The organism is Desulfosporosinus orientis DSM 765 (genome assembly GCF_000235605.1).
Taxonomy (GTDB): Bacteria; Bacillota; Desulfitobacteriia; order Desulfitobacteriales; family Desulfitobacteriaceae; genus Desulfosporosinus; species Desulfosporosinus orientis.
On sequence record NC_016584.1, the window covers coordinates 732928 to 755493 of the forward strand.

21 protein-coding genes, 1 riboswitch and 2 other annotated features (1 of these 24 only partly in view) are annotated in these 22566 nt (G+C 43.9%); of the genes, 16 read left to right on the forward strand and 5 right to left on the reverse strand.

All coding sequences use genetic code 11. From position 1 onward, the window contains the following. Positions 1-41 precede the first annotated feature (41 nt). Genes DESOR_RS03550 through DESOR_RS03560 form a run of 3 tightly spaced genes read right to left on the reverse strand, consistent with a single transcriptional unit; the run spans position 42 to position 2590 of the window. Positions 42-893, reverse strand: coding sequence for a MetQ/NlpA family ABC transporter substrate-binding protein (locus tag DESOR_RS03550; RefSeq protein WP_014183239.1), 852 nt, complete (start codon positions 891-893; stop codon positions 42-44). 28 nt (positions 894-921) lie between these two features. Further along, a complete protein-coding gene (locus DESOR_RS03555; protein WP_014183240.1) occupies positions 922-1575 on the reverse strand; it encodes a methionine ABC transporter permease in 654 nt (217 codons plus the stop codon). Continuing rightward, positions 1562-2590: a methionine ABC transporter ATP-binding protein gene (locus DESOR_RS03560; protein ID WP_014183241.1), complete on the reverse strand. Its 1029-nt coding sequence runs from the start codon at positions 2588-2590 to the stop codon at positions 1562-1564. The genes DESOR_RS03555 and DESOR_RS03560 overlap by 14 nt, the downstream gene beginning before the upstream one ends. A gap of 77 nt (positions 2591-2667) precedes the next feature. Continuing rightward, positions 2668-2766, reverse strand: a riboswitch (SAM riboswitch). A 174-nt stretch (positions 2767-2940) separates the two neighbouring features. Between DESOR_RS03560 and DESOR_RS03565 the strand changes: the two genes are divergently transcribed. From DESOR_RS03565 to ileS, 14 genes are all read left to right on the forward strand, one after another. Further along, a complete protein-coding gene (locus DESOR_RS03565; RefSeq protein WP_014183242.1) occupies positions 2941-3273 on the forward strand; it encodes a YerC/YecD family TrpR-related protein in 333 nt (110 codons plus the stop codon). Further along, the gene (gene hisZ / locus DESOR_RS03570; protein WP_014183243.1) at positions 3273-4424 is read left to right on the forward strand and encodes an ATP phosphoribosyltransferase regulatory subunit; all 1152 of its coding nucleotides are present in this window, start codon (positions 3273-3275) and stop codon (positions 4422-4424) included. The genes DESOR_RS03565 and hisZ overlap by 1 nt, the downstream gene beginning before the upstream one ends. Further along, complete coding sequence (locus tag DESOR_RS03575; RefSeq protein ID WP_014183244.1) at positions 4414-5217, forward strand: ABC transporter substrate-binding protein; 804 nt, start codon at positions 4414-4416, stop codon at positions 5215-5217. Before hisZ ends, DESOR_RS03575 begins: the two co-directional genes overlap by 11 nt. A 73-nt stretch (positions 5218-5290) precedes the next feature. Further along, positions 5291-6370 carry a 6-phosphofructokinase gene (locus DESOR_RS03580; RefSeq protein ID WP_014183245.1) on the forward strand — a complete coding sequence of 360 codons (1080 nt, stop codon included), beginning with the start codon at positions 5291-5293 and terminating at the stop codon, positions 6368-6370. Between the two features lie 26 nt (positions 6371-6396). After that, positions 6397-6879 (forward strand): type I restriction-modification system subunit M N-terminal domain-containing protein, encoded by a 483-nt coding sequence (locus DESOR_RS03585; protein ID WP_014183246.1) that lies wholly within the window; start codon positions 6397-6399, stop codon positions 6877-6879. A 382-nt stretch (positions 6880-7261) separates the two neighbouring features. Then, on the forward strand, positions 7262-7939 hold the full coding sequence (gene hisG, locus DESOR_RS03590) for an ATP phosphoribosyltransferase (protein ID WP_014183247.1): 678 nt from the start codon (positions 7262-7264) through the stop codon (positions 7937-7939). Positions 7940-7969: 30 nt separating this feature from the next. Continuing rightward, positions 7970-9250: a histidinol dehydrogenase gene (hisD, locus tag DESOR_RS03595; protein ID WP_014183248.1), complete on the forward strand. Its 1281-nt coding sequence runs from the start codon at positions 7970-7972 to the stop codon at positions 9248-9250. A gap of 51 nt (positions 9251-9301) precedes the next feature. Then, a complete protein-coding gene (gene hisC / locus DESOR_RS03600; protein ID WP_014183249.1) occupies positions 9302-10381 on the forward strand; it encodes a histidinol-phosphate transaminase in 1080 nt (359 codons plus the stop codon). A gap of 46 nt (positions 10382-10427) precedes the next feature. Then, complete coding sequence (hisB, locus tag DESOR_RS03605; protein ID WP_014183250.1) at positions 10428-11012, forward strand: imidazoleglycerol-phosphate dehydratase HisB; 585 nt, start codon at positions 10428-10430, stop codon at positions 11010-11012. Continuing rightward, positions 11013-11642 carry an imidazole glycerol phosphate synthase subunit HisH gene (gene hisH / locus DESOR_RS03610; protein WP_014183251.1) on the forward strand — a complete coding sequence of 210 codons (630 nt, stop codon included), beginning with the start codon at positions 11013-11015 and terminating at the stop codon, positions 11640-11642. It abuts the gene before it with no gap. After that, positions 11620-12366: a 1-(5-phosphoribosyl)-5-[(5-phosphoribosylamino)methylideneamino]imidazole-4-carboxamide isomerase gene (gene hisA / locus DESOR_RS03615; protein ID WP_014183252.1), complete on the forward strand. Its 747-nt coding sequence runs from the start codon at positions 11620-11622 to the stop codon at positions 12364-12366. The genes hisH and hisA overlap by 23 nt, the downstream gene beginning before the upstream one ends. Before the next feature lies 1 nt (position 12367). Next, entirely contained in the window at positions 12368-13132 is a 765-nt protein-coding gene (gene hisF / locus DESOR_RS03620) for an imidazole glycerol phosphate synthase subunit HisF (RefSeq protein WP_014183253.1), read from the forward strand. Positions 13133-13241: 109 nt separating this feature from the next. Next, positions 13242-13913: a bifunctional phosphoribosyl-AMP cyclohydrolase/phosphoribosyl-ATP diphosphatase HisIE gene (gene hisIE / locus DESOR_RS03625; protein WP_014183254.1), complete on the forward strand. Its 672-nt coding sequence runs from the start codon at positions 13242-13244 to the stop codon at positions 13911-13913. A gap of 265 nt (positions 13914-14178) precedes the next feature. After that, positions 14179-14403, forward strand: a binding site (T-box leader). A 69-nt stretch (positions 14404-14472) separates the two neighbouring features. After that, positions 14473-17583, forward strand: coding sequence for an isoleucine--tRNA ligase (gene ileS / locus DESOR_RS03630; RefSeq protein WP_014183255.1), 3111 nt, complete (start codon positions 14473-14475; stop codon positions 17581-17583). A gap of 53 nt (positions 17584-17636) precedes the next feature. On the opposite strand, the gene DESOR_RS03635 is transcribed toward ileS, so the two are convergent. Continuing rightward, on the reverse strand, positions 17637-18179 hold the full coding sequence (locus tag DESOR_RS03635; protein ID WP_014183256.1) for a hypothetical protein: 543 nt from the start codon (positions 18177-18179) through the stop codon (positions 17637-17639). Between the two features lie 355 nt (positions 18180-18534). Between DESOR_RS03635 and DESOR_RS03645 the strand changes: the two genes are divergently transcribed. Continuing rightward, entirely contained in the window at positions 18535-19938 is a 1404-nt protein-coding gene (locus DESOR_RS03645) for a methyl-accepting chemotaxis protein (RefSeq protein WP_014183257.1), read from the forward strand. 199 nt (positions 19939-20137) lie between these two features. Here DESOR_RS03645 and DESOR_RS03650 read toward each other — a convergent pair whose 3' ends face one another. Then, entirely contained in the window at positions 20138-21439 is a 1302-nt protein-coding gene (locus DESOR_RS03650; RefSeq protein ID WP_014183258.1) for an aminotransferase class I/II-fold pyridoxal phosphate-dependent enzyme, read from the reverse strand. A 198-nt stretch (positions 21440-21637) separates the two neighbouring features. On the opposite strand from DESOR_RS03650, the gene DESOR_RS03655 reads away from it, so the two are divergent. After that, complete coding sequence (locus DESOR_RS03655) at positions 21638-22297, forward strand: NUDIX hydrolase (RefSeq protein ID WP_014183259.1); 660 nt, start codon at positions 21638-21640, stop codon at positions 22295-22297. Positions 22298-22476: 179 nt separating this feature from the next. Then, positions 22477-22566: a binding site (T-box leader), on the forward strand; it runs 157 nt beyond the window's last position.

Below are 22566 nucleotides of genomic sequence, written 5' to 3' on the forward strand. Positions count from 1 at the left end.
GGGTGGCTTTGAAGCTTTTGTGCCGTTGGGTTAGTGGTTCATTAAAAAGCAGGAACGATGGATCCTTTGTATTTTTCTTCGATGAACTTTTTAACCTCAGGAGATGTCAGGGCTTTCGCAAGTTTTTGTAAAGCAGGGTCGTCTTTCCGGCTGTCTTTGACAACGAGGATATTAGCATAAGGTGAATCTTTATCTTCCATGACGATGGAATCATTGAGAGGATTTAGTCCGCCTTCCAAAGCGTAATTCGTGTTGATAACAGCAGCGCTGATTTTTGGGTCCTGAAGTACTCTGGGCAGCTGAGGAGCATCTAGGGGAGTGATCTTCAGCTGTTTGGGATTGTTTTGGATGTCGTTGACAGTTCCCATAATTCCTACGCCGTCTTTCAGAGTAATAATACCGGCTTTGGCCAATAAAGCCAGAGCTCGGCCGCCGTTGGAAGGATCATTTGGAATTGCTATGGTAGCTCCTGCTTCTAGGTCGTCAAGCTTTTTAATTTTGTCGGAATAGACACCCATGGGCTCGATGTGTACTTTAGCAATGGATACATTATTTAAAGAATGATCTTTATTAAAAGACTCCAAATAGGGGGTGTGTTGGAAAAAGTTAGCGTCAATGTCTCCTGTATCCAAGTCCAGGTTCGGACGAACATAATCGGTATAGCTCACGATTTGCAGGTCAATTCCTTCTTTTTTCAGGGCAGGTTTTACGAATTCTAAGATTTCAGCATGGGGGATGGGGGTTGCTCCGACTTTCAGTACGGTGGCAGCTGATGAGTCGGACCCGCTTTTGGGAGCTTCGGTTTTACTGCCGCAGCCGGACAGTACGAGGGAAAGAGTGACTAATGCAGCAATGAAAATAGTTAAGCAGCGCTGGTTCTTGATTTTTAACATTTCTTCTCCTCCAATTCTTATCTTTCATTTAATGAGTGAGTTTGCGTGCCAAAGTGGTTCCGAGAGACTGTATGATTTGAACGATCACGACAAGAATGACCACGGTGACGATCATGATGTCGGTGCGGAAACGGTTGTAGCCATATTGAATGGCTAAGTCGCCTAATCCGCCTCCGCCAACTGCTCCGGCCATGGCTGTGTAACCTATGACACTAATGGTCGTGATGGCAACGCCTAAAATAAGTGAGGCCTTTGCTTCGGGCAGAAGCACTTTTTGGATAATCTGTCTGGGAGATGCTCCCATGGACAGTGCCGCCTCAATGACACCATGAGGAACTTCTTTCAGAGAACTTTCCACTACTCTGGCCACAAAGGGAGCAGCGGATATCACGAGAGGAACAATGGCGGCGGTTGTACCAACAGACGTGCCGACAATTGCCCGGGTGAAAGGGATTAAGGCGACCAATAAGATGATAAAGGGAGCAGAACGCAAGATGTTAATGACAGTACCCAGGGTTCGTTCAACCCATGGGTTGGGCAAAATATGGCCGGGTGAGGTTACAACCAGAATAATTCCTAAAGGGAGTCCGATCAGGTAAGCCAGAATGGTAGAAGCAGCAACCATATAGAGGGTTTCACCCGTTGCCGGAAGAAAAAGTTGGAATATATCAGCCCAAGCCACTTTGAACCACCTCCACGTTTAAATCTCTGGATGCTAAATAGCGCCGGGCTTCTTGAAGCTGATCCGGGCTGCCTTGCAGTTCCAGGGTCAATGTGCCAAAGAGGGTGGATCTTAAATGATCGATGCTCCCATAGAGGATATTCGCCCGGACATCACAGGTGCGCAGCAAATCGGTGATAATCGGATCTGAAGCTCTGGAACCGAGAAATTGAATGCGGACAATCTCTGAGTCACGATGGGTGGCCAGTTCCTTTAATAAGTCCTCTGGCAGTTCGTTGGGAAAAATTGTTGAAATAAACTGACGTGCAATATCGGACTGAGGTTTAATGAAAACAGACTCGACTGGACCGTTTTCTACAATATGAGCTTCGTGGATTACCGCTATGTCAGTGCAAATCTCTTTGATAACTTTCATCTCATGGGTAATCATGACAATGGTTAAGCCGAGTTTTTGGTTAATATCCCGCAGGAGATTTAAAATTGAAAGGGTGGTTTGGGGGTCTAAGGCTGATGTGGCTTCGTCGCACAAGAGAACCTGGGGTTTTGTAGCAAGGGCTCGGGCAATGCCAACTCGCTGCTTTTGGCCGCCGCTCAGCTGTGCTGGGTAAGCAGCTGCTTTGTCTTCCAGGCCGACGAGATGCAGCAGCTCTTTGACCCTTTGAGAAATTTCCTTTTTTGGAGTTCCGGCAATTTCTAAGGGGAAGGCGATGTTTTCAGCTACAGTCCGGGATTGGAGGAGATAAAAGTGCTGAAAGATCATGCCGATATTCTGGCGAGCTTTGCGAAGTTCTTTACTGGAAAGAGCAGTCAAGTTTTGCCCGGCAACAATGATTTCACCGCCTGAGGGTTTCTCAAGGAGATTTAAGCAGCGTACCAGCGTGCTCTTCCCGGCGCCGCTTAAACCGATAATACCGTAGATTGATCCCGGCGAAATATGCAAATTAACATGATCAAGGGCGACAACCTGACCCTGGCGGGATGAGTATTTTTTAACTAATTGTTTAATCTGAATCAAAAGCGCACCTCCTTTATGACTTAATTACACACAACAAAACTCCGCGAAGAAAACCCGCGGAGTACCATTCGGTTTTCCTCTTATCTCCCAGATTTCTCTGCAGGAGTTAGCACCGTGCATAAATGCCGGTTGCCGGGTTTCATCGGGCCAGTCCCTCCACCTACTCTGAATAAGAGTCTTTTATGAGGTTTTATTGTGTCTTTAGGATTATGAACTGTATGTATTTTAGCATAGAGAAGATAGGGTTGCAAGGGGTAAAATTTACGGAGAAAAGGCTTGACAAGAGCATAACGCTTTAATAGATTAAAGGGAGACAGTGATCTTGTTCTACTATTGAGGAGGAAATGGCTATGTCCAGCGATGAGCGTTTACAGAATCCCTTAACAGATGCCCTGGCCGAAGCATTTTTGTTGCTTAGGAACAAAGAAGAGTGTTATCGATTCTTTGAAGATATCGCAACGGTCGCAGAAATAAAATCTTTAGCCCAGCGTTTAGAAGTGGCTAAAATGCTGCAGCGAAATGAGACCTATACCACTATTACTGAAGTTACGGGAGCAAGTACGGCGACAATCAGCCGGGTAAAACGCTGTTTGAATTTTGGCGCTGATGGCTATCAGCTGATTTTGAGGCGTTTGCAGGAACAAGAGAATCAAAAAAAAGACAGCAGTGAAGGAGAGTCATAATGCAGAGAACAAATTTAGGATTGCGTATTCCCAAAGGAATGCGGGATTTACTGCCTGAGGAAATCGCTGTACAAGAGAGTTTAGAAGAAAAGATACTGACACTTTTTAAACAATGGTCTTATCAGAAAATATTAACACCGACACTGGAGTATTCTGCTTGTGTTCAGCCTGATGTGGAACAAGAAGATTTGCTATATAAATTTTTCGATCGTGAAGGACATATTCTGACCCTGCGGCCGGAACTGACCATACCTATTGCCCGCTTAGTAAGCACACGTATGCGCGGTGGAGAATTTCCACTGCGCTTGTGTTATGGAGCTGACGTTTATCGGAATTCTAATGTGAGACATAGAGAATTTCGCCAGGTGGGAGTTGAATTGGTAGGTTCCGATCAAGAGCTTGCCGATGCGGAGGTTATTGCTCTTGCCGTTGAAGCCATTGCCGGTTTAGGCTTGAAGAATTATCAGTTCAACCTGGGCCATATGGGTATTTTTTCGGGACTGATGCTGGAAGCCGGAGTTGATGAAGGGATACGGGTTAAGCTGGAAGAAGTGTTAGCCCGTAAGGATATGGTAGGTGTTGAACTTTGTGTCAGACAAAGCGGTCTGCCGGAACGGGTTCAGGAACTGCTGCTGCGGCTGCCCCATTTTAGGGGAGGAGAGGAAATTCTGGATGAGGTCCTGGGCTGGAGCGAACGGCCGGCCATTAGGGAGGCTGTAGAAAGCTTAAGAACCATTTATCGATATTTGGAGGACTTCGGAGTACAGGCCAATGTTGCCTTAGATTTAGGCATACTCCGCGGCTTTTCCTATTATACCGGGGCCGTATTTGAGGGCTATGTTCCGGGAATAGGTTTTCCGGTAGTTGAGGGAGGACGTTACGATGCTCTCTACGCCGATTTCGGCCTGCCTCAGCCGGCCACAGGTTTTGCCATACATCTGGGCAATTTGTTGGAACAGTTTCCCCTTCCAGTTGTTGAAGGTGCTGATGTACTGGTTTATGGATCAGATGCCCAAAAGGTGATTCGACAATGTCAGACCTTAAGAGCTCAGGGTAAAAAAGTTGAGTTGGCTTTGGGGGTTTCGGGGAAGGAGACAGCAGAATTGGCGGCGCAACTTAAAAATATTAAGGAGATTTTGTGTGTTGAGTAGAAGAATCATTTCCTTGGTTCCATCGGCTACAGAAATGCTTTACTACATGGGCCTGGAAACACGTATTGTCGGTGTAACCGAACACTGTAATTTCCCGGAGGAAGCCAAGTCTAAATATAAAATAGGTACCTTTGCTCAGCCTCAGCTAACGAGGATTTTATATCTGGAGCCGGACCTGGTCTTAGCTGATGAGGCCATCCACAGAAAAACCATTAGGGAACTGGAAAAAAGCAATATTCCAGTTCTCTCAGCAACCCCAATAACAGTTGAGGATATCTTTACCCTTATGAATAAACTAGGCATCCTGACTCAAACTCAAAACAAGGCAGTGCCTCTGGTGACTTCGTTGAGGGACAGAGCAGAGACTTTGAGTCAAAATCCAATTGCGCGAAGGCCAAGAGTTTTTCGTCTCATGAGTACAGGGACTTACATTACCCCTGGGCCCAAAGCGTTTCAGTACGATGCTCTCCAGTTAGCAGGAGCTCAAATGATGAACCTGGATGGGAGCAAGCCTTATGTACAGGTAAGCTGGCGGCAGATTGAAGAATTTGACCCGGAAATAATATTATTTTGCGGGGTTAATAAAGGGCAGCCTTTGCCGGAAAAATGTAAAGGCTGCCCGGCTAAACTGCCTATTTGTCATAGAACCGCTGAAGATATCTTCGGCGAAGAATGGCAGCGCATCTCAGCGGTTCGGGAAAACCGGGTTTATCCCATCTCTTGTCATACTATCTGCCGGCCCGGTCCCAGGCTCATTGATGGAATAGAGAAGCTTCGCCAGCTTTTCGAGTAGAATGCTTTTGTACTGGAAATTTTTATTATATAATACCTTTGAAATAAACACGTGGAAAAAGAGGTGTTAAGGGTTGCGCAAACTTGCGGTACTTACGGGCGGAGGGGATTGTCCCGGTCTTAATGCGGTGATCAGGGCAATCGTTAAAAGCGCCCATGGATATGGTGTTGAAGTATTGGGAATCAGAGATGGATTTCGCGGAGCTGTTGAGGAGGACTTTATCCCTCTTTCACTTAAGGACGTTTCCGGAATTTTACCGCGAGGGGGTACTATTTTAGGAACAACTAATCGCGACAACCCCTTTGCTTATCCCACCAAACCGAACGGAGTTATTCAGCCTTTGGATCGTTCCGAAGATGTGCTGGAGAACTTAAAGAACAACCAGGTCGATGCCCTATTAGCAATTGGCGGGGACGGCAGTCTGAACATTGCCCTGAAGTTTGCCAATAAAGGGCTTAAAGTGATTGGAATTCCCAAGACAATTGACAATGATTTGATGTCAACGGATCAAACTTTCGGTTTTCAAACAGCAGTGGATACGGCTCAGGAAGCTTTAGACCGCTTGCATACCACGGCAGAATCTCATCACCGGGTTATGATTCTTGAAGTCATGGGCCGTTATGCGGGCTGGATTGCCTTGTATGCCGGAGTTGCTGGGGGAGCTGATGTCATACTTATTCCGGAAATACCCTACAACCTTAACAGGGTGGCTCTAAGTGTTCAAAACAGGGCTAAGCAAGGGAAAAAATTCAGCATTATTGTAGCAGCTGAAGGGGCTAAGCCCTTGGGGGGCGAAATGGTCGTTGAACGCATGATGAAAGGGCGGATTGATCCTGTAAAATTAGGCGGGATCGGCGCTAAAATCGCCCGGGATCTTGAAGAACACTATGGCCTGGAAACCCGGGTAACCGTACTGGGACATCTGCAGAGGGGAGGTTCCCCTAACGCTTATGACCGGGTGCTGTCAACACGCTACGGCACGGCAGCGGTGGATGCCGCTCTGGAAGGAGAATTTGGCGTGATGGTTGCCCTTCAGGGTAAGGAGATTGTGCGCGTTCCTCTTCAGGAAGCCGTTGACCATATTAAGCTTGTGCCTTTAAACAATCCTTTGTTGGTTGCAGCTCGGACCTTGGGTATGGAGTTTGGTGATTAACCCTTGTAAAGAAAGGATAATGTATAATGAGGGATAAATTATCCGCTGCTGAATTTGACCGGTTGCTGGATGAGACTTGTGATTCTTTACGCGGGAACCGGGAAGCAGAGGAATTTAAAGAATATGTGGTTGCCATATTGTTCTTAAAGCGGTTAAATGACCGGTTTAGACTTGAGCGTGAAGTACGACGCAACAAGCTTATGGAGAAAGGTTTGTCTCCGGCTCAGATTGATGAAGAACTGGAAAAAAGGGAATCTTACCGCTTGTTTGTGCCGAAAATGGCTCGCTGGGATGAAGTTACAGGAGAACAGGAAGATTTGGGAGCCTACCTGTCAAAGGCTTTTCGGGAGATTGATGCTAGTAATCGAGGTTGTTTGGGACTTTTGAACACCATTGATTTTACCAGAACCACTGAATCCGGGGATAGATTTATTACAAACAATGAATTGGCTCAATTAATTAAAGGTTTTGAGGGACTGATTTTAACCGATGATCATCTGGCCTTTTAAAAGATGATTTATCAAAAGACGGTAAAAGCAGAGAGATGTTGAGGTTCTCTCTGTTTTTTATTTGTAGCATCGGTTGTTACTGCGGCAGCGGTGTTCATCCAGACAGACCGGGGTAACTACCATAAGGGGGACAACTCACCAGGGCATGTCCGAAATTGGCCCGCGCGGGCCAATTTCGGACATGCCCTAATTTTTTGGATGTGGTCGACAGATAGGTCCAGAGAAAGTATTCAGAGGATTAAGACTTATTTTAATTCAAAACAAAGGGTTGCCAGAGGATGGTGAGATTGATATAATTAGCATGTTAATACTTTAACTAACTAAAACGTTAAAATGTTATAAAAATCTGTTTATATTTTATATATCGAGAGGGGATGCCTGGGTGGATAACGATTTTCTGACCATTGCCTTACCAAAGGGTAAGTTATTAATTGACTCCATTCAATTGTTGAGTCGAGTTGGGATCGAGTGCAGTCATGTCAATGAAGATTCACGGAAGCTTTTTTTTGATCTTCCGGAAAGCAACGCTAAAATTATTATTTGTCGTCCTACGGATATTCCCACCTATGTAGAATATGGAGCAGCTGACCTGGGTTTTGTAGGGAAAGATACTTTGCTGGAAGAAAACAAGGATGTGGCAGAACTGCTGGACTTGAAATTTGGTTATTGCCGTTTTGTCGTTGCCATGTTAGAAGCAAGTGTCCCGCCGAAACTTCCCAGCGGTGAATACGATTTGACGGGGCTTAATCATCAGCGGGTTGCCACGAAATTTCCTCGGGTAACAGAATCCTTTTTCAGCAGGATCGGCATGCAGGTCACCCCTATTAAACTCCATGGTAATATGGAACTTGCTCCCTGTGTGGGCTTGTCTGAAATGATTGTGGATATCGTTTCAACGGGAAAAACTCTTAGAGAGAACCATTTAGTTGAAGTGGCACCAATTCTTGAAGCGACGACCCGTTTAATTGCCAATCGTGTTGCTTATCGTATGAAATATGAACGGATTCGTGATTTAGTGCAGAGTTTGCGTGAATGTCTGCAAAGGGAAGTTAGGGTTTAATAAGTGATTGTGAACATGGGGGAGAAGGCTATGAAAGTTGAGAATCTAAAGGATCTGGATTTAAACCGGCTGGTACGTAAATCCTATGGTGATGATGAAGAATTGGAGGCACGTACAGCAGCAATCATCAAAGGGGTGCAAGCTAACGGGGATGAGGAAATCTACCGGCTGACCGAGAAATATGACCATGTTAACCTGCGCCTACAGGGGCTGCGTGTTTCCCCTCAAGAAATTAAAGATGCTTATCAGGAAGTAAGTGAGGATTTTTTAGGGGCGCTGCGCAAAGCTAAAAAGAATATTTTAAGCTTCCATGAGAAGCAGAAGCGAACCTCCTGGCTGGAACCGGATACTGATGGGAGTATGCTGGGACAACTGCTGCTCCCCCTTAAACGGGTGGGTATTTACGTTCCGGGGGGAACAGCTTCATATCCTTCGTCGGTGTTGATGAATGCTCTGCCGGCGGTTGTGGCAGGGGTTCAGAAAATCGTTATGGTCAGTCCCCCAAGAAAGGATGGTACTCTTCTGCCGGAAGTCTTAGTGGCGGCTGATGAAGCCGGAGTGACAGAAGTGTATAAAGTCGGCGGAGCTCAGGGAATTGCTGCCTTAGCCTATGGTACTGAAACTATTCAGCCCGTTGATAAAATAACCGGACCGGGCAACATCTATGTGACCTTGGCCAAAAAGAAGGTTTTTGGCACAGTAGACATAGATATGCTCGCCGGACCCAGCGAAATTTTAATTTTGGCGGATGAGAGCGCTCTTCCTCAAGAATTGGCAGCGGACCTGCTTTCCCAGGCAGAGCATGACCGTTTAGCGTCAGCAATTTTAGTTTCACCCTCCCGGGAACTTTTAGAACAAACTATTGCTGCCGTAGAGAGGCAGCTGGAAGATCTGCCCCGGGCAGAAATTGCCCGTGCTTCCTGGGATACCTACGGAGCTGCCGTCCTGGTCCCCGATCTCCAAGCAGGCATGGATTTAGCCAACAAAATTGCCCCGGAGCATTTTGAACTGGTGGTTAAAGACCCCTATTCCTGGCTGGGTCAAGTGCATAATGTTGGTGCGGTCTTTTTGGGCAGGTATTCTTCAGAGCCGGTAGGGGATTATTTTGCCGGTCCCAACCATGTTTTGCCTACCGGCGGCTCGGCCCGTTTTTATTCCCCCCTTAATGTGGATATGTTTATGAAGAAAGTAAGTGTTATTGGCTACTCAGAGGCTGCCTTGAAAAGAGATGCCCAAGAGATTGCCTTACTGGCCCGCAGTGAGGGTTTGGAAGCCCATGCCCGGGCTGTGGAAATACGCTTTAAAGATTAAGTTTAGAGAAAATCGATAGATGGAGATTACCCTTGAGGAGGAGATATCACGATGGAATTTGAGTCAAATAACCTGGGACAGTTCGTTCGTTCGGCAGTTCGGGAGCTCATACCTTACAAGACCCAACACCTGCCGGAGTGTATAAAGCTGGATGCCAATGAAAATCCATTCCCTTGGCCTGCGGAAATGAGGGAAGCCTTGCTTTCGGAACAACTTGCCTTTAATCGTTACCCTGATGGCACAGGTCAGGAGCTTAAGACTCATATTGCCAAATACACGGCAACCCCACCAGAAAGTATTTTAATCGGCAATGGCTCGGATGAATTAATCCAAATGCTTCTTCTTACTTTTGGCGGTGCAGGAAAATCCTTGCTTATCCATCCGCCCACTTTCGGGATGTACCAGATTTATGCCCGCTTGACAGAGACTGAGGTTGTATCGGTGCCGTTGCTGAACGGACTTGATCTGGACACAGAGGGGATGCTTCAGTCAGCCAAGGCTCCGGAAGCCCAAATCGTGATCATCTGTAACCCAAATAATCCCACGGGGTCCCTGTTTCCCAGAGCAGACATTCTCCGAATCGTGGGGGAAAGCGGCAAAATTGTAGTTGTAGATGAAGCTTACGCTGAGTTTTCCGGGGAAAGTCTGATTTCTGAAATCGAAAACTACCCTAATCTGGTGATTATGCGAACCTTTTCTAAAGCTTTCGGCATGGCCGGTCTTCGTTTAGGGTATTTAGTCGGGCAGCTGGAAACCATTGACTTAATTAATCGTGTTAGGCCGCCCTTTAATGTCAATTCCTTCAGTCAAAGAGCCGGTATCCTGGCTTTAAGGTATTTGCCAGAGTATCAGGAGCAGATTCAACAGATCAAGGCTGAAACTCAAAAGCTGCAGGCAGCTTTACAAGAGGTTCCTGATCTTATTGTCTATCCGACTAAGGCTAATTTCATTCTTTTCAAGCCGCAGAATGCTGATCAATGGGCTTCTGAATTGTTAAAAAGAGGCTTTTTGGTTCGGAATATGGGAGATCTACCTCAGCTGGGGAAGTGCCTGCGCATTAGTGTCGGCTTGCCGGAGGAAAATGATCGTTTAATTCAGGCAGTTGCAGAGATCCGCTCTCAAGTATTCTAAGCAAGGCCTGATTCAGTCCCTGTAAAAAGGAAGTGAGGAGAAAGTCATGAGAGAAGCATCTATTAAACGGAAAACGAAAGAAACCGATATCCTTGTGAGTCTCAGCTTAGACGGCAAGGGAGAGGCTCAAGTTAAGACGGGAATAGGTTTCTTTGATCATATGCTGACGGCCTTTGCCCGCTTTGCTTACCTGGATCTCAGAGTGGAAGCTGCGGGAGATCTGGAAGTAGACCCTCATCATACCATAGAGGATTGTGGAATTGTGCTGGGGCAGGCTCTGAGGGAAGCTTGCGGTGATAAAGCAGGAATTGAACGGCTGGGGGAGGCCCTGCTGCCTATGGATGAAGCCTTGGTTCAAGTAGCTTTGGATCTCTCTAATCGTGCCTATTTGGTTTGGGATGTGGATTGCCCGGAGGGAATGGTGGGTGAGTTTCCTGTGGAAATGGCGGAGGAGTTTTTCAGAGCCTTGGCAGTTCAGAGCGGTCTAACCCTGCATATTCGAACCTTATCCGGCAAGAACCGGCATCATATCCTGGAAGCGGTCTTTAAAGGAGTAGGCCGGGCCCTCGGCCTCGCTTTGCGCTGCAATCCCCGCTATGAGGGCATTCTATCCACCAAAGGAGTCTTATAAATGATTGGAATTGTGGATTATGGACGAGGAAACTTAAGAAGTGTGGAAAAAGCTTTAGAAAAAGTGGGTCACGAAGCAAGGATTATGGGAACTCCCCAGGAACTGGAGGAGGTTAACGGCCTGATTCTCCCGGGAGTAGGGGCTTTCGCCGATGCCATGCAGGCCTTGAAAGAAGGGGAATGGATCAAACCTCTTCTCCGCTTTGCAGCCTCAGGTAAACCGTTTTTAGGAATTTGCCTGGGTATGCAGGTTCTTTTTGAGGTTGGAGAAGAACATGGGGAGCACGTCGGATTGGGACTTTTGGCCGGGAGGGTGGTTAAATTTCCGCCGGGAAAAAAAGTGCCGCATATGGGCTGGAATAGTCTTTGGATTAAACAATCTTCCCCTTTATTGGAAGGAATTCCCGATCAATCCTATTTCTATTTTGTCCATTCTTACTATGCAGTACCGGCGGAGAGCCGGGATATTATCGCAGCCAGTGATTATGGGATCGAGTTTCCTGCTGTTGTGGGCAAGAAGAATGTTTGGGGTGCACAATTTCATCCGGAAAAATCAAGCCCTTGGGGGCTTCAATTACTGACGAATTTCGGAAAGTGGGTGAGTGAAGGTGAAACTCTTTCCGGCTATTGATTTAAAAGAGGGAAAAGCCGTGCGCCTTATCCAGGGACGTATGGAGGAATCAACGATTTATGGGGATAATCCGGCAGATATTGCCCGGGATTTTGAGCAGCAAGGTGCCGAGTATTTACATATTGTTGATTTAAACGGCGCTTTTTCCGGAAAACCGGTGAATGATGAAACCATACGGCAAATTGTCAAAGGAGTTTCTCTAAAAATCCAGGTAGGCGGCGGAATCCGCACCATGGACCGGATCAGCGAACTCTTGGAGTTGGGAGTTGATAGGGTTATTCTGGGGACGGTTGCTGTTAAAAATCCGGAACTGGTGGCTGAGGCAGCCCGTCGCTACGGAAGACAGGTTATGGTGGGAATTGATGCAAAGGATGGCTTGGTAGCCGTGCAAGGATGGGCGGAAAGGACAGAAATGCGGGCCGTGGATTTGGGAAAAGCCATGAAAGCAGTGGGCATCCAGAGTGTGGTTTTTACCGATATTGCACGGGATGGAATGCTTCAGGGACCGAATATTGAGAGTACGGTTCAAATGGCAGCGGAGACCGGACTGTCTGTCATTGCTTCAGGCGGGATCTCTACTTTGGCGGATCTGCGCGATGTGCAGGCCGAGGTGCTGAAGGGGGCTGCCATTGAGGGGGCTATTACCGGAAAGGCACTCTACAGCGGGGCTTTTACTTTGCAAGAAGCTTTAGAGGCAGCCAGCGGAAAAGTGAGGAGGGGATGAGATGTTAAGTAAGCGAATCATTCCCTGTTTAGACGTCCATGACGGACGAGTTGTTAAAGGGACGAATTTTGTTCAGCTGCGGGATGCAGGGGACCCTGTGGAACTGGCGGCCCTTTATGATCAGGAGGGTGCCGATGAGCTGATTTTTTTGGACATTACTGCCTCCTCGGATAACCGTGAAACTATGGTGGATGTGGTACGCCGTACTGCAGAGCAGGTGTTTATTCCCTTTACCATTGGGGGAGGGCTGCGGACTATTGAGGATATTCGCCGAATGCTCAGGGCCGGAGCAGATAAAATTGCCTTAAACACCTCTGCTGTAAAAACTCCCAGGCTCATACAAGAAGGAGCTTATGCCTTCGGCAGTCAATGTATTGTTGTGGCCATTGATGCGCGGAAAAAGGGTCCCGGCCAATGGGAAGTCTATATTCATGGCGGACGAACTCCCACAGGCAAAGATGTATTAGAGTGGGCCGCAGAGGCAGAAGCCCTGGGGGCGGGAGAAATCCTCTTGACCTCTATGGACCGGGATGGGACCAAAATCGGCTATGAATTAGAACTAACCCGGGCAGTAAGCCGGGCAGTGTCCCTGCCGGTTATAGCCAGCGGCGGGGTGGGTACTTTGGAACATTTAGCGGAAGGACTGACCTTAGGGGAAGCAGATGCTGTTTTAGCTGCATCTATCTTTCATTACAAAGAATACAGCATCAAAGAAGCTAAACGGTATTTGGCAGAACGGGGAATCTTAGTACGGGGACTTGTGTGACACAGCACACTCCATATGCACTGTCTTGTCATTTGGTCGTTTTCACGAACTACTAACCACGATTTAGATGTAGATAGATGATGGTATAGAAAGAAAGGTAGAGATACTAATGGATGCAAATCAAATTCAAGCCTTAGACTTATCGAAGATCCGCTGGGACGCTCACGGGCTTGTTCCTGCAATTGTCCAGGATGCGGAGACTAAGGAAGTTTTAATGCTTGCTTATATGAACGAAGAGTCCTTACGGAGGACTCTACTTGAAGGGAAGGCTTGTTATTATAGCCGAAGCAGACAATCCCTGTGGCTAAAAGGGGAAACCTCTGGTCATTTCCAAGAGATTGTTGACATGAAGTTTGATTGTGATCAGGATGCTTTACTTCTGACTGTCAAGCAGATCGGTATGGCTTGCCATGAAAATTACTTTTCGTGTTTTCACTATGATCTGACAAACCAAGGATTCAAGGGGATAGGAGAGCCAGAAGTAAGATCCGAGCCAACTTTAGGTAGAACTCTAGAACTTTTGGCTGGCGTGATCCGCTCTAGGAACCTGGAAAGACCTGAAGGGGCCTATACAACCTATTTGTTTGAAAAAGGGATTGACAAGATCCTCAAAAAGGTTGGAGAAGAAAGTGCGGAAGTGATTATTGCTGCTAAGAATGCTGATTCCGAAGAGATTAGGTGTGAAGTTTCAGATTTGTTCTACCATGTCCTTGTAATGTTAGAAGAACGCGGGGTTGGAGTTGAAGAGGTTAGCAGGGAACTCTCTAAAAGGAGAAAATAAAGATTAGATAGGTAGCAAAAATAAACTGGAGATTAGAACCCTTAGTGACGGTCAAAAGTGTTATTAACAGATGATTCCTTAAATCAACAGGAGTTATCTGTTTTGTTTTATCGGAATCTGTTGAAGATGTAGTAGTCTATAATAAGGTTTTTGAGAAACAGTGAAGACGATAGATGGAAGATGAATGCTCTTGACAATGTTCATGAGGTTGGTATATGATAAAGTGATATTAGGTTTAATCATTTGGACATTGGTTAAAATAGAAATAACGACGATGAAGAGGACAGTAACAAAGAACTTGGTTTATAGAGACATAATCCTTGGGTGAAAGATTATGACGAAGGTTTTTTGTGAAGATCACCTTGGAGTTGGGTGGCTGAAGTAATCTAAGCTGCTCCGTAGGCATACGTTACATGTTTTAAGCGATTAATGGGTGTTTACTCGACTCTATTAATAAAAAGGGTGGTACCGCGGATAATCCGTCCCTAAGTCATTGACTTAGGGACTTTTGATGTTATTTACTCAACATGATTAACTCAAATACGAAAGGAAGATGATTATGTCTAGATTCAAACCTCTCTCGGATCTGCCGGTAGCAAAAAGGGAAAGCGAAATAGCAAATTATTGGGACGAACACGAGATACTGAATAAAAGCATCCAAATTAGGGAAGGTAAAACACCCTTTGTGTTCTATGAAGGACCTCCTACGGCCAATGGCAAACCAGGGATACACCACGTTATAGCAAGAACGTTAAAGGATTCAGTTTGCCGATACAAGACGATGCAGGGCTATCAAGTCAAGCGTAAAGCTGGCTGGGATACTCATGGTCTTCCTGTGGAAATAGAAGTGGAGAAGCAGCTTAAACTTTCCAACAAGCAGGAAATTGAAGCCTATGGAATTGCAGATTTCAATCAAAAATGTCGCGAATCGGTGTTCAGCTATGAGAAGCAATGGAGAGAAATGACCAAGCGAATGGGATATTCGATTGATTTAGATCATCCCTATGTCACGCTAAATAATGATTATATTGAAAGTGTGTGGTGGATTCTAAATCAGTTTTTTAAAGCAGGTTTGATCTATGAAGGACATAAAATTCTGCCCTATTGCTCACGTTGCGGAACGGGATTAGCTTCCCATGAAGTAGCCCAGGGCTATAAGGTCATAAAGAGTAACACAGTCGTTGTTAAGTTCAAACGTAAGGATGCCGAAGAGTACTTTCTGGTCTGGACGACAACGCCCTGGACACTACCGTCCAACGTGGCACTGACCGTGAATCCTCAAGAAGTATACCTGAAAGTTAGACAAAATGGTGAGATCTATTATGTATCCAAGACATTGTCCCATAAAGTGTTGGGAGAAGAGTTTGAGGTTATAGAAGAAATCAAGGGGAAAGACCTTGAGTATGTAGAATATGAGCAACTGATGCCTTTTGTAAAAGCGGATAAGAAGGCCTTTTTTGTAACGGCAGGGGATTATGTAACGACTGAGGATGGAACAGGAATTGTTCATACCGCTCCAGCCTTTGGTGAAGATGATTATAATACCGGGCGCAGGTATAATTTACCGGTGCTTCAGCCCGTCAATGAAACTGGGAAATTTGTGACCACGCCCTGGGCAGGAAACTTTGTTATGGATGCAGATTTGGAGATCATCAAGTGGCTGCACGGGGAAGGAAAACTGTTTAAAAAGGAAAAAATGGAGCATAATTATCCACATTGTTGGAGATGTCAGACCCCACTCCTTTATTATGCAAAACCCAGCTGGTACATTGAAGTGACAAAATTCAAAGACAAATTAGTGGAAAACAATAATCGTGTTGAGTGGTATCCAGATTATGTCGGTGAAAAAAGATTCGGCAACTGGTTGGAGAATGCCAATGACTGGGCTTTGTCCAGAAGCCGATACTGGGGAACGCCGCTGAATATCTGGAGATGTGACTGCGGACATACAACATCCATAGGCTCGAGGAAAGAACTGGTAGATAATGCTGTGGAAAAGCTGGATGAAACGACGATCGAATTACATCGGCCCTATGTGGATGATATTCACATTAAATGTACAAAATGCGGAGCAGCAATGACTAGAGTGACGGATGTCATTGACTGCTGGTTTGACAGCGGCTCCATGCCTTTTGCCCAACATCATTATCCATTTGAAAATAGCGAGAACTTTGATCAACTTTTTCCCGCCGATTTCATCTGTGAAGGTATTGATCAGACGAGAGGATGGTTCTATTCTCTACTCGTTATCTCGACCTTTATTAAGGGAGTAGCTCCCTATAAGAGAGTATTGGTCAACGACTTGATCCTAGATAAGGACGGACATAAAATGTCTAAGTCCAAAGGAAATACAGTAAATCCGTTTGAGCTGTTTGATCAATATGGAGCGGATGCTTTAAGATGGTATCTTCTCCATGTTTCTCCAGCTTGGACTCCAACTAGATTTGATATCGAAGGGCTTAAAGAAGTACAGAGTAAATTTTTCAGTACACTGAGAAACGTGTATGCTTTCTTTTCCTTGTACGCCACGACCGATAAGCTTGACCCCCGCGATTTCTATATTGCCCACCAAGATAGACCAGAGCTAGATCAATGGATAGTATCAAAGTACAACAGCCTTCTCAAAGGGGTTGAATCAGATCTGAGTGCCTTTGATCTGACCAAAGCGGTGAGAAAGATTCAAGAGTTTGTCAATGAGGATCTTTCCAACTGGTATATTAGACGTTCGCGCAGACGTTTCTGGGAGGCAGAGCTTACAGATGACAAGAAAGCTGTCAACAATACAACTTATGAAATTCTTGTGGGACTATCTAAACTAGTGGCTCCATTTGCCCCCTATATTTCCGAAGAACTCTATCGAAGCTTGACTAATGAACAATCCGTTCATCTAGCAGAATACCCTGTGGCCAATTCAGCGCTGATTGATGATGAATTAGAGTTTAGAATGGATTTGGTGAGAAATTTAGTCGGTTTAGGCCGGGCGGCAAGAGAACAGGTCAAAATTAAGGTAAGACAACCGGTCCAGCAGATATTGATTGACGGCAAATATGAAAAACTGATAGATTACATGCTTCCATTAATCCAGGAGGAGCTAAATGTCAAGAAGGTTGTTTTTGCCAAGGATTTGAACCAATATATGAACTTTAGCTTAAAGCCTAATTTTAAAGTAGCCGGCTCAATCTTTGGACCTAAAGTAAAATCTTTAGGGAAAGTTCTGGCGGCCCTTGACGCTTCTTCCGTTGTGCCCAGATTAGAAGCGGGAGAAACAATTTCAGTTGAGGTGGAGGGTGAACTTGTAAACTTAGTTAAGGACTATGTAATCACCACAATTTCGGCCAAAGAAGGCTTTACAATGACCGTGGAGAATAATTTATTCGTAATACTCGATACAACTCTTACCAAGGAACTAATTGATGAAGGATATGCCAGGGAGTATATCTCCAAAGTACAGCAAATGAGGAAAAATAACGGCTATGAGATGATGGATAGAATTAATATATACTTTGACGGAGATGAGGAAATAGCTGAGGCCGTCAAATTATATGAGGACTATATAAAACAAGAAACTCTTGCAGATTGTATTAAGAGAATTAAGGATGATGGTCTAGAAAAGCAGAATCTTAATGGTCATAAAACAGGCTTGAAGTTGGAAAAATTGTTAAAGTGCTAAAGGAGAAGAAGGAAAAACGAAGCTTAATGTGAGTAGAGAAACAAGGCTGGAAGCTAATGCTTCCAGCCTTGCCCTTTGAGTGCCCTTTTTATGATGCTTTTTTTAATGTTAACATCTGGAATCTCAGTCTGTTCTCCATTTGGATCTACCAACCACTCTTTTTGAACCACTAAATAAAAACCCGTAAATCCAATTTCTTCTGGTTTAAGTTCAACTGCGCCGGGGATTGGTTCGTCAGGCGAATAAACAACCTCTAAAGCTTGGTGCCATGTCCAGCCCAGTTTGTCGCCGGATAAATATTCCCATAGAGCAGCTTTCTGCCATGCTCCGGCACCTGAGGGTGGAATTCCCTGAATCATGGGGTCGAAGAGCTTGTCCCATTTTCTCTGGATAAAAATAACATCCGTTGCTTTCCAATCAAAAGTAGTTGGAGGTAACCCCTGCATGAAGGCTTCCCAATTAACTAAAGTCCCTTTAAACGTCCGTGCTTCAGCATTATAACCATATTCATCAGTTTTGGCAGAGGCAACACTAGGTAAAGAAGACATCATTATTAGAAGCAAAAAAATGAAAAGGTATTTTCGTCGGGCTGTCATACTAAGCCTCCTTAAAATTATTAGGATTTTCCTTTCTAGTGACATATTATACAATATGCATGCTGGTTTCCTGAAAATTATAGGAAATACTGTCGATTCAAAATTAAGGAAGTGTGAATCTTTAGATTTGTTCTATAATGTCTTAGCCCTATTGGGAGGGCGCAAGGTAATTCGTTATCGAGGAAAAGTCTTTGAAGTGTTCTCTTCTAAAGAATCAATAAAGAAAATAGTCTTAAAAATGAAAAGAATATATATTGTTTAGAATATTTGATATATAATAATTTGCAAAAAGCAATAGAAGGGAGGCAAAAAACAATCCATATTCCTCCATAAAAATCCTTAAGAGGATGTTGGGTTGTTAATTTTTAAATCTAAAAGATTACACGGAGCGTTAAACATCGAAATTATCAGCAAATCATTAAGCTATTTTTATATTTTCTTAAAAGATCTTTTGATGCTCTGTGGAGGAGGGTTTAATATTATAAATAGTCAAGAAACAAAAGATATTGGTTTAGGTAAGTATATGGTTAAAACATTAGCTCTAGTTCTCCCGATGGATATTGTCATGGGAATTATCATTGCTTTAATTCTGCAACTTGATTGGAAAAAGTCTTCTGTTATGGTAGCGTGTTTTGTTGTATCAGGGATACTAATAGGGATTCTTGCCGTCTTGAAGAACTATTATCAATTTACAAAACCAATCTATTATTTGGAAAAAAACATCATTCAAGTGGCGCAAGGAGATCTTTCTCAGCGCATGAGAGTTATTAAAAATAGCGATGTTTCAGAATTAGGAGAAGCGTTTAACCTTATGATGGACAATTTTGAAAGTATTGTTCATCAGATTAGTGAGTCTTCAGAGCAAGTAGCCTCTTCATCCAAAGAGTTAACCTTCATAGCAGAGCAAAACGCTTTAGTTTCTACACAAATAGCTTCCACTGTTGAGCAAGTAGCATTGGGAACAGAAACCCAATCGATTGCTATCAATAAAACCTTTCTAATCACAGAGGACATTTCAGGTAGTACGGAAGAAGTCGCAGCCAGTACGGAAGAGGTCACTAACGCGATGATTAGGACTATAGAAACTACTAAGGCGGGTCAAAAAGCTTTGGAACGCGTAGTACAACAGATGAATAGTATTAATTCAGGTACTGATCGTGTACAAAATTCAATAATTGAGCTATCCATAAGTTCAGATAAAATCGGAGAAATTCTGGGGGTTATTACCAGTATTGCTGAACAAACTAATCTGTTAGCTTTAAACGCAGCAATAGAAGCGGCACGAGCTGGCGAACAAGGTAGAGGGTTCGCGGTAGTTGCCGATGAAGTCCGAAAACTAGCTGAACAATCAAGCGAAGCCACAAAACAAATTTCTGTTTTAATAAATCAAAACCAAACAGATATTGGAACAGCAGTTTCGGCTATGAAAGATGGTACTAAAGATGTTAAAATTGGGATCGAGGTAGTCACAGAAGCTAGTAAATCATTTAATGGAATTGCAAATTTGGTTGAAAGTGTATCGACTCAAATGCAACAGATTTCGGCGACCATACAGCAGATTGCCATTGGTACTCAGCAAATAGTGACTTCGATCCAGGAAGTTGATCAAATAAGTACACAAACGGCCGACCAGGCTCAAACTGTATCCGCAGGAGTTCAAGAGCAAACAGCTTCTATGGAGCAAATTTCCTCAGCATCACAAGATTTGTCGACAATGGCATTTGAGTTACAAACTGTTATACGGAAGTTTAATACATAACCTTAGTGGCATCCACAGATGCAAGGTTATAGTGTAGTCTTCTATGTAACCAATGCAACAAAGGACCCTATAGGGTCAGACTTTTTATGTCTGCGCTATAGGGTTGCTTTCTATTATTTGATTTGAATTTACGGCTGTTTTTCTTAAAGCACAGTTTCTAAATGCCTTATGAGGCTAATTATACGGATTATGCTTGACCCTAAGAGTTTTGTCCTGCTATATCTTTAAATCCTTGATAAATAAGGTCAAAGAGGCTTTTAAGCTCTTCTTCCTCGACACAGGAAAAGGCTACTCGAATATCACTTTCATCAAGCGAAATTATCCCAACACCATAGTACTCAAGGAGGTGAGTGCGCAAAGCTTCGGCATTGACTCCTTTGAGTTTTAGACACATGAAATACCCAGAATTAAACGGATAATAGTCCCAAGCATCGTTATATTCCCCTTGATCAAGTATCTTTTTGACCTCAGAAGCCCGTTTTTTCAATACATCATATTTTTGTTGTTTCTGGGTTTGGAATTCTGTCGAACGAATTGTATTCAATACAAATGTTTGCGCAGGGTGAGAGGCACTAGAAATTGTTCCCCTTAGAATACCCAAAGTCTTTTTTTCCAGGCCATCTAGGACTGCCGGAAAATCAGATCCGAAGGTAATAAAACCTACTCTAAAGCCCCACATGTAGTCCTCTTTCGTAGCTCCATCGACTTTAATGGCTAGTATTCGTGGATGGACGCCAGTAATTCGTCCAAAAAGAGATTCCTTGAGGGTATTATCGTAGAACAATCCGAAGTAGGCATCATCGCTGACTACGACTAAATTCATACCTTGTTCGGCAACTTCCTTTAAAGCTTCAACGATGGCTGTTGCTTCTTGCTCAGTGGGAGTATACCCTGTTGGGTTATTCGGAAAGTTAAGTAGAATTATTGCTTTACCATGGTCTTTTTTGGAAAGTAAGGCGTTTTTCATGCCTTCTGTATTAAAGGTTCCTTCTTTCGTATAGAATGGAAAGGTGATGTTCTTAGCACCTCTTCGTATGCCAAAGATAAAGTTATAATTACCCCATAATTTGTCAGGTAAAACAAAGGGGTCGTTTTCGTCAATAAATAAATCAGCAATGATACTCAAACCGTGGGTTAAGGCATTAGTAACGATAGGATAACTAAAGGATTTATTCTTTAATGAAGGATTTTCCATGACCATTTTTTCTCGCCAGAGTTGTCGCAGCTCAGCTTTTCCTGCGGGGGGAGCATAAGGATATAAATCCTTAGGATCATAGTTAGCTAATGTTTCTTGCATTATTGGCAAGAACATCGGACGATCTTTCTCAGTTGCAATACCGATTGTGGCATTAAATCGGTAGGCTTTCTGCTTAGCCTCGGCAGTTTGAGTTAAGATTCCCTTGGGATAATACAGCTCTTTTCCCAATGACGACAATAAGTCGAAAACATAAGGATTTTCCTGTTGTATTTTTTGATTCAAGTCTTGAGCAATCTCATTCATAATATTACTCCCTTGCTTAATCTAGATGTCAGTTATGTAATTCATTGTATTGTAAAGCAACTAAATTGTACACTAAAACCGTTAATTCCTCTACCATGTATTATGGAAAGCAGAAGGGTTTTTTAAAATTGAAAGAGAAATATAGCATAGTGGATTTAGTAAGAAAAAAGGTCTCGAAAGGATTAGTGGAGTAGAGAAATGGATAAAGTTAAGCTACAAGAGTTAGTGGATAATATGCCTGCAATACCGGGAATTAATGGCAAGGAAGAGTATTTTAATTCTGCGGTTTTAGTTCTTCTGATGCTCATGGATGAAGAGTACCACTTTGTTTTTCAAAAAAGGTCCGCAACCATAAGGCAAGCCGGTGAAATTTGCTTTCCAGGAGGAAAATTTGATCCGGATAAAGACTCTGATTTTAAGGAAACGGCCCTTAGAGAAACTTCAGAAGAGTTAGGTGTACCCTATGATAAGATATGTATTGTCGGCGTTCTTGATACAGTTATCTCAAATATGGGTACTACAGTTGACGCATTTTTGGGTATACTAAACATTAAAAATCTGGAAGAGTTAAATATTAATCCATCTGAGGTTGAAAGGATTTTTTCCGTCCCGGTCTCATACTTTGAGGAAACAGAGCCGGAAATCTATCAAGTTTGTATTTCCGCGCAACCCTCGTATATTAATGAAGCTGGTGAAGAAGTTGTGCTTTTTCCTGCTAAAGAACTGGGTTTGCCGGAAAGATATACTAAACCCTGGGGGAATAGCGTAAACAAGATCTATGTTTACAGGGTTGCCGGGGAAACGATTTGGGGAATAACTGCGAGATTAATCAGGGATGTCATCTCAAGGATCAAATAAAAACCTCTAAAACCTCCGAATACTAGGGGTACTATTCGACAAGAATAGCCAGGTTTTCCTCCTTGAATATAATATACAATAAGACAATTTATGACAATTTTCTCAATTTCCTAACTCTGTATAAACAAAACCGTGCCATAAGTTGCTCTTGAAATCCAAAGGATGGAGTGCTATGATTATATAAACTGTTGAAGGGGAAGTAAAACCGCAGGACCAACCTTAAAGAGAGCCGGGTATGGTGGAAGCCCGGCAGGCGATGGAGCGGATAA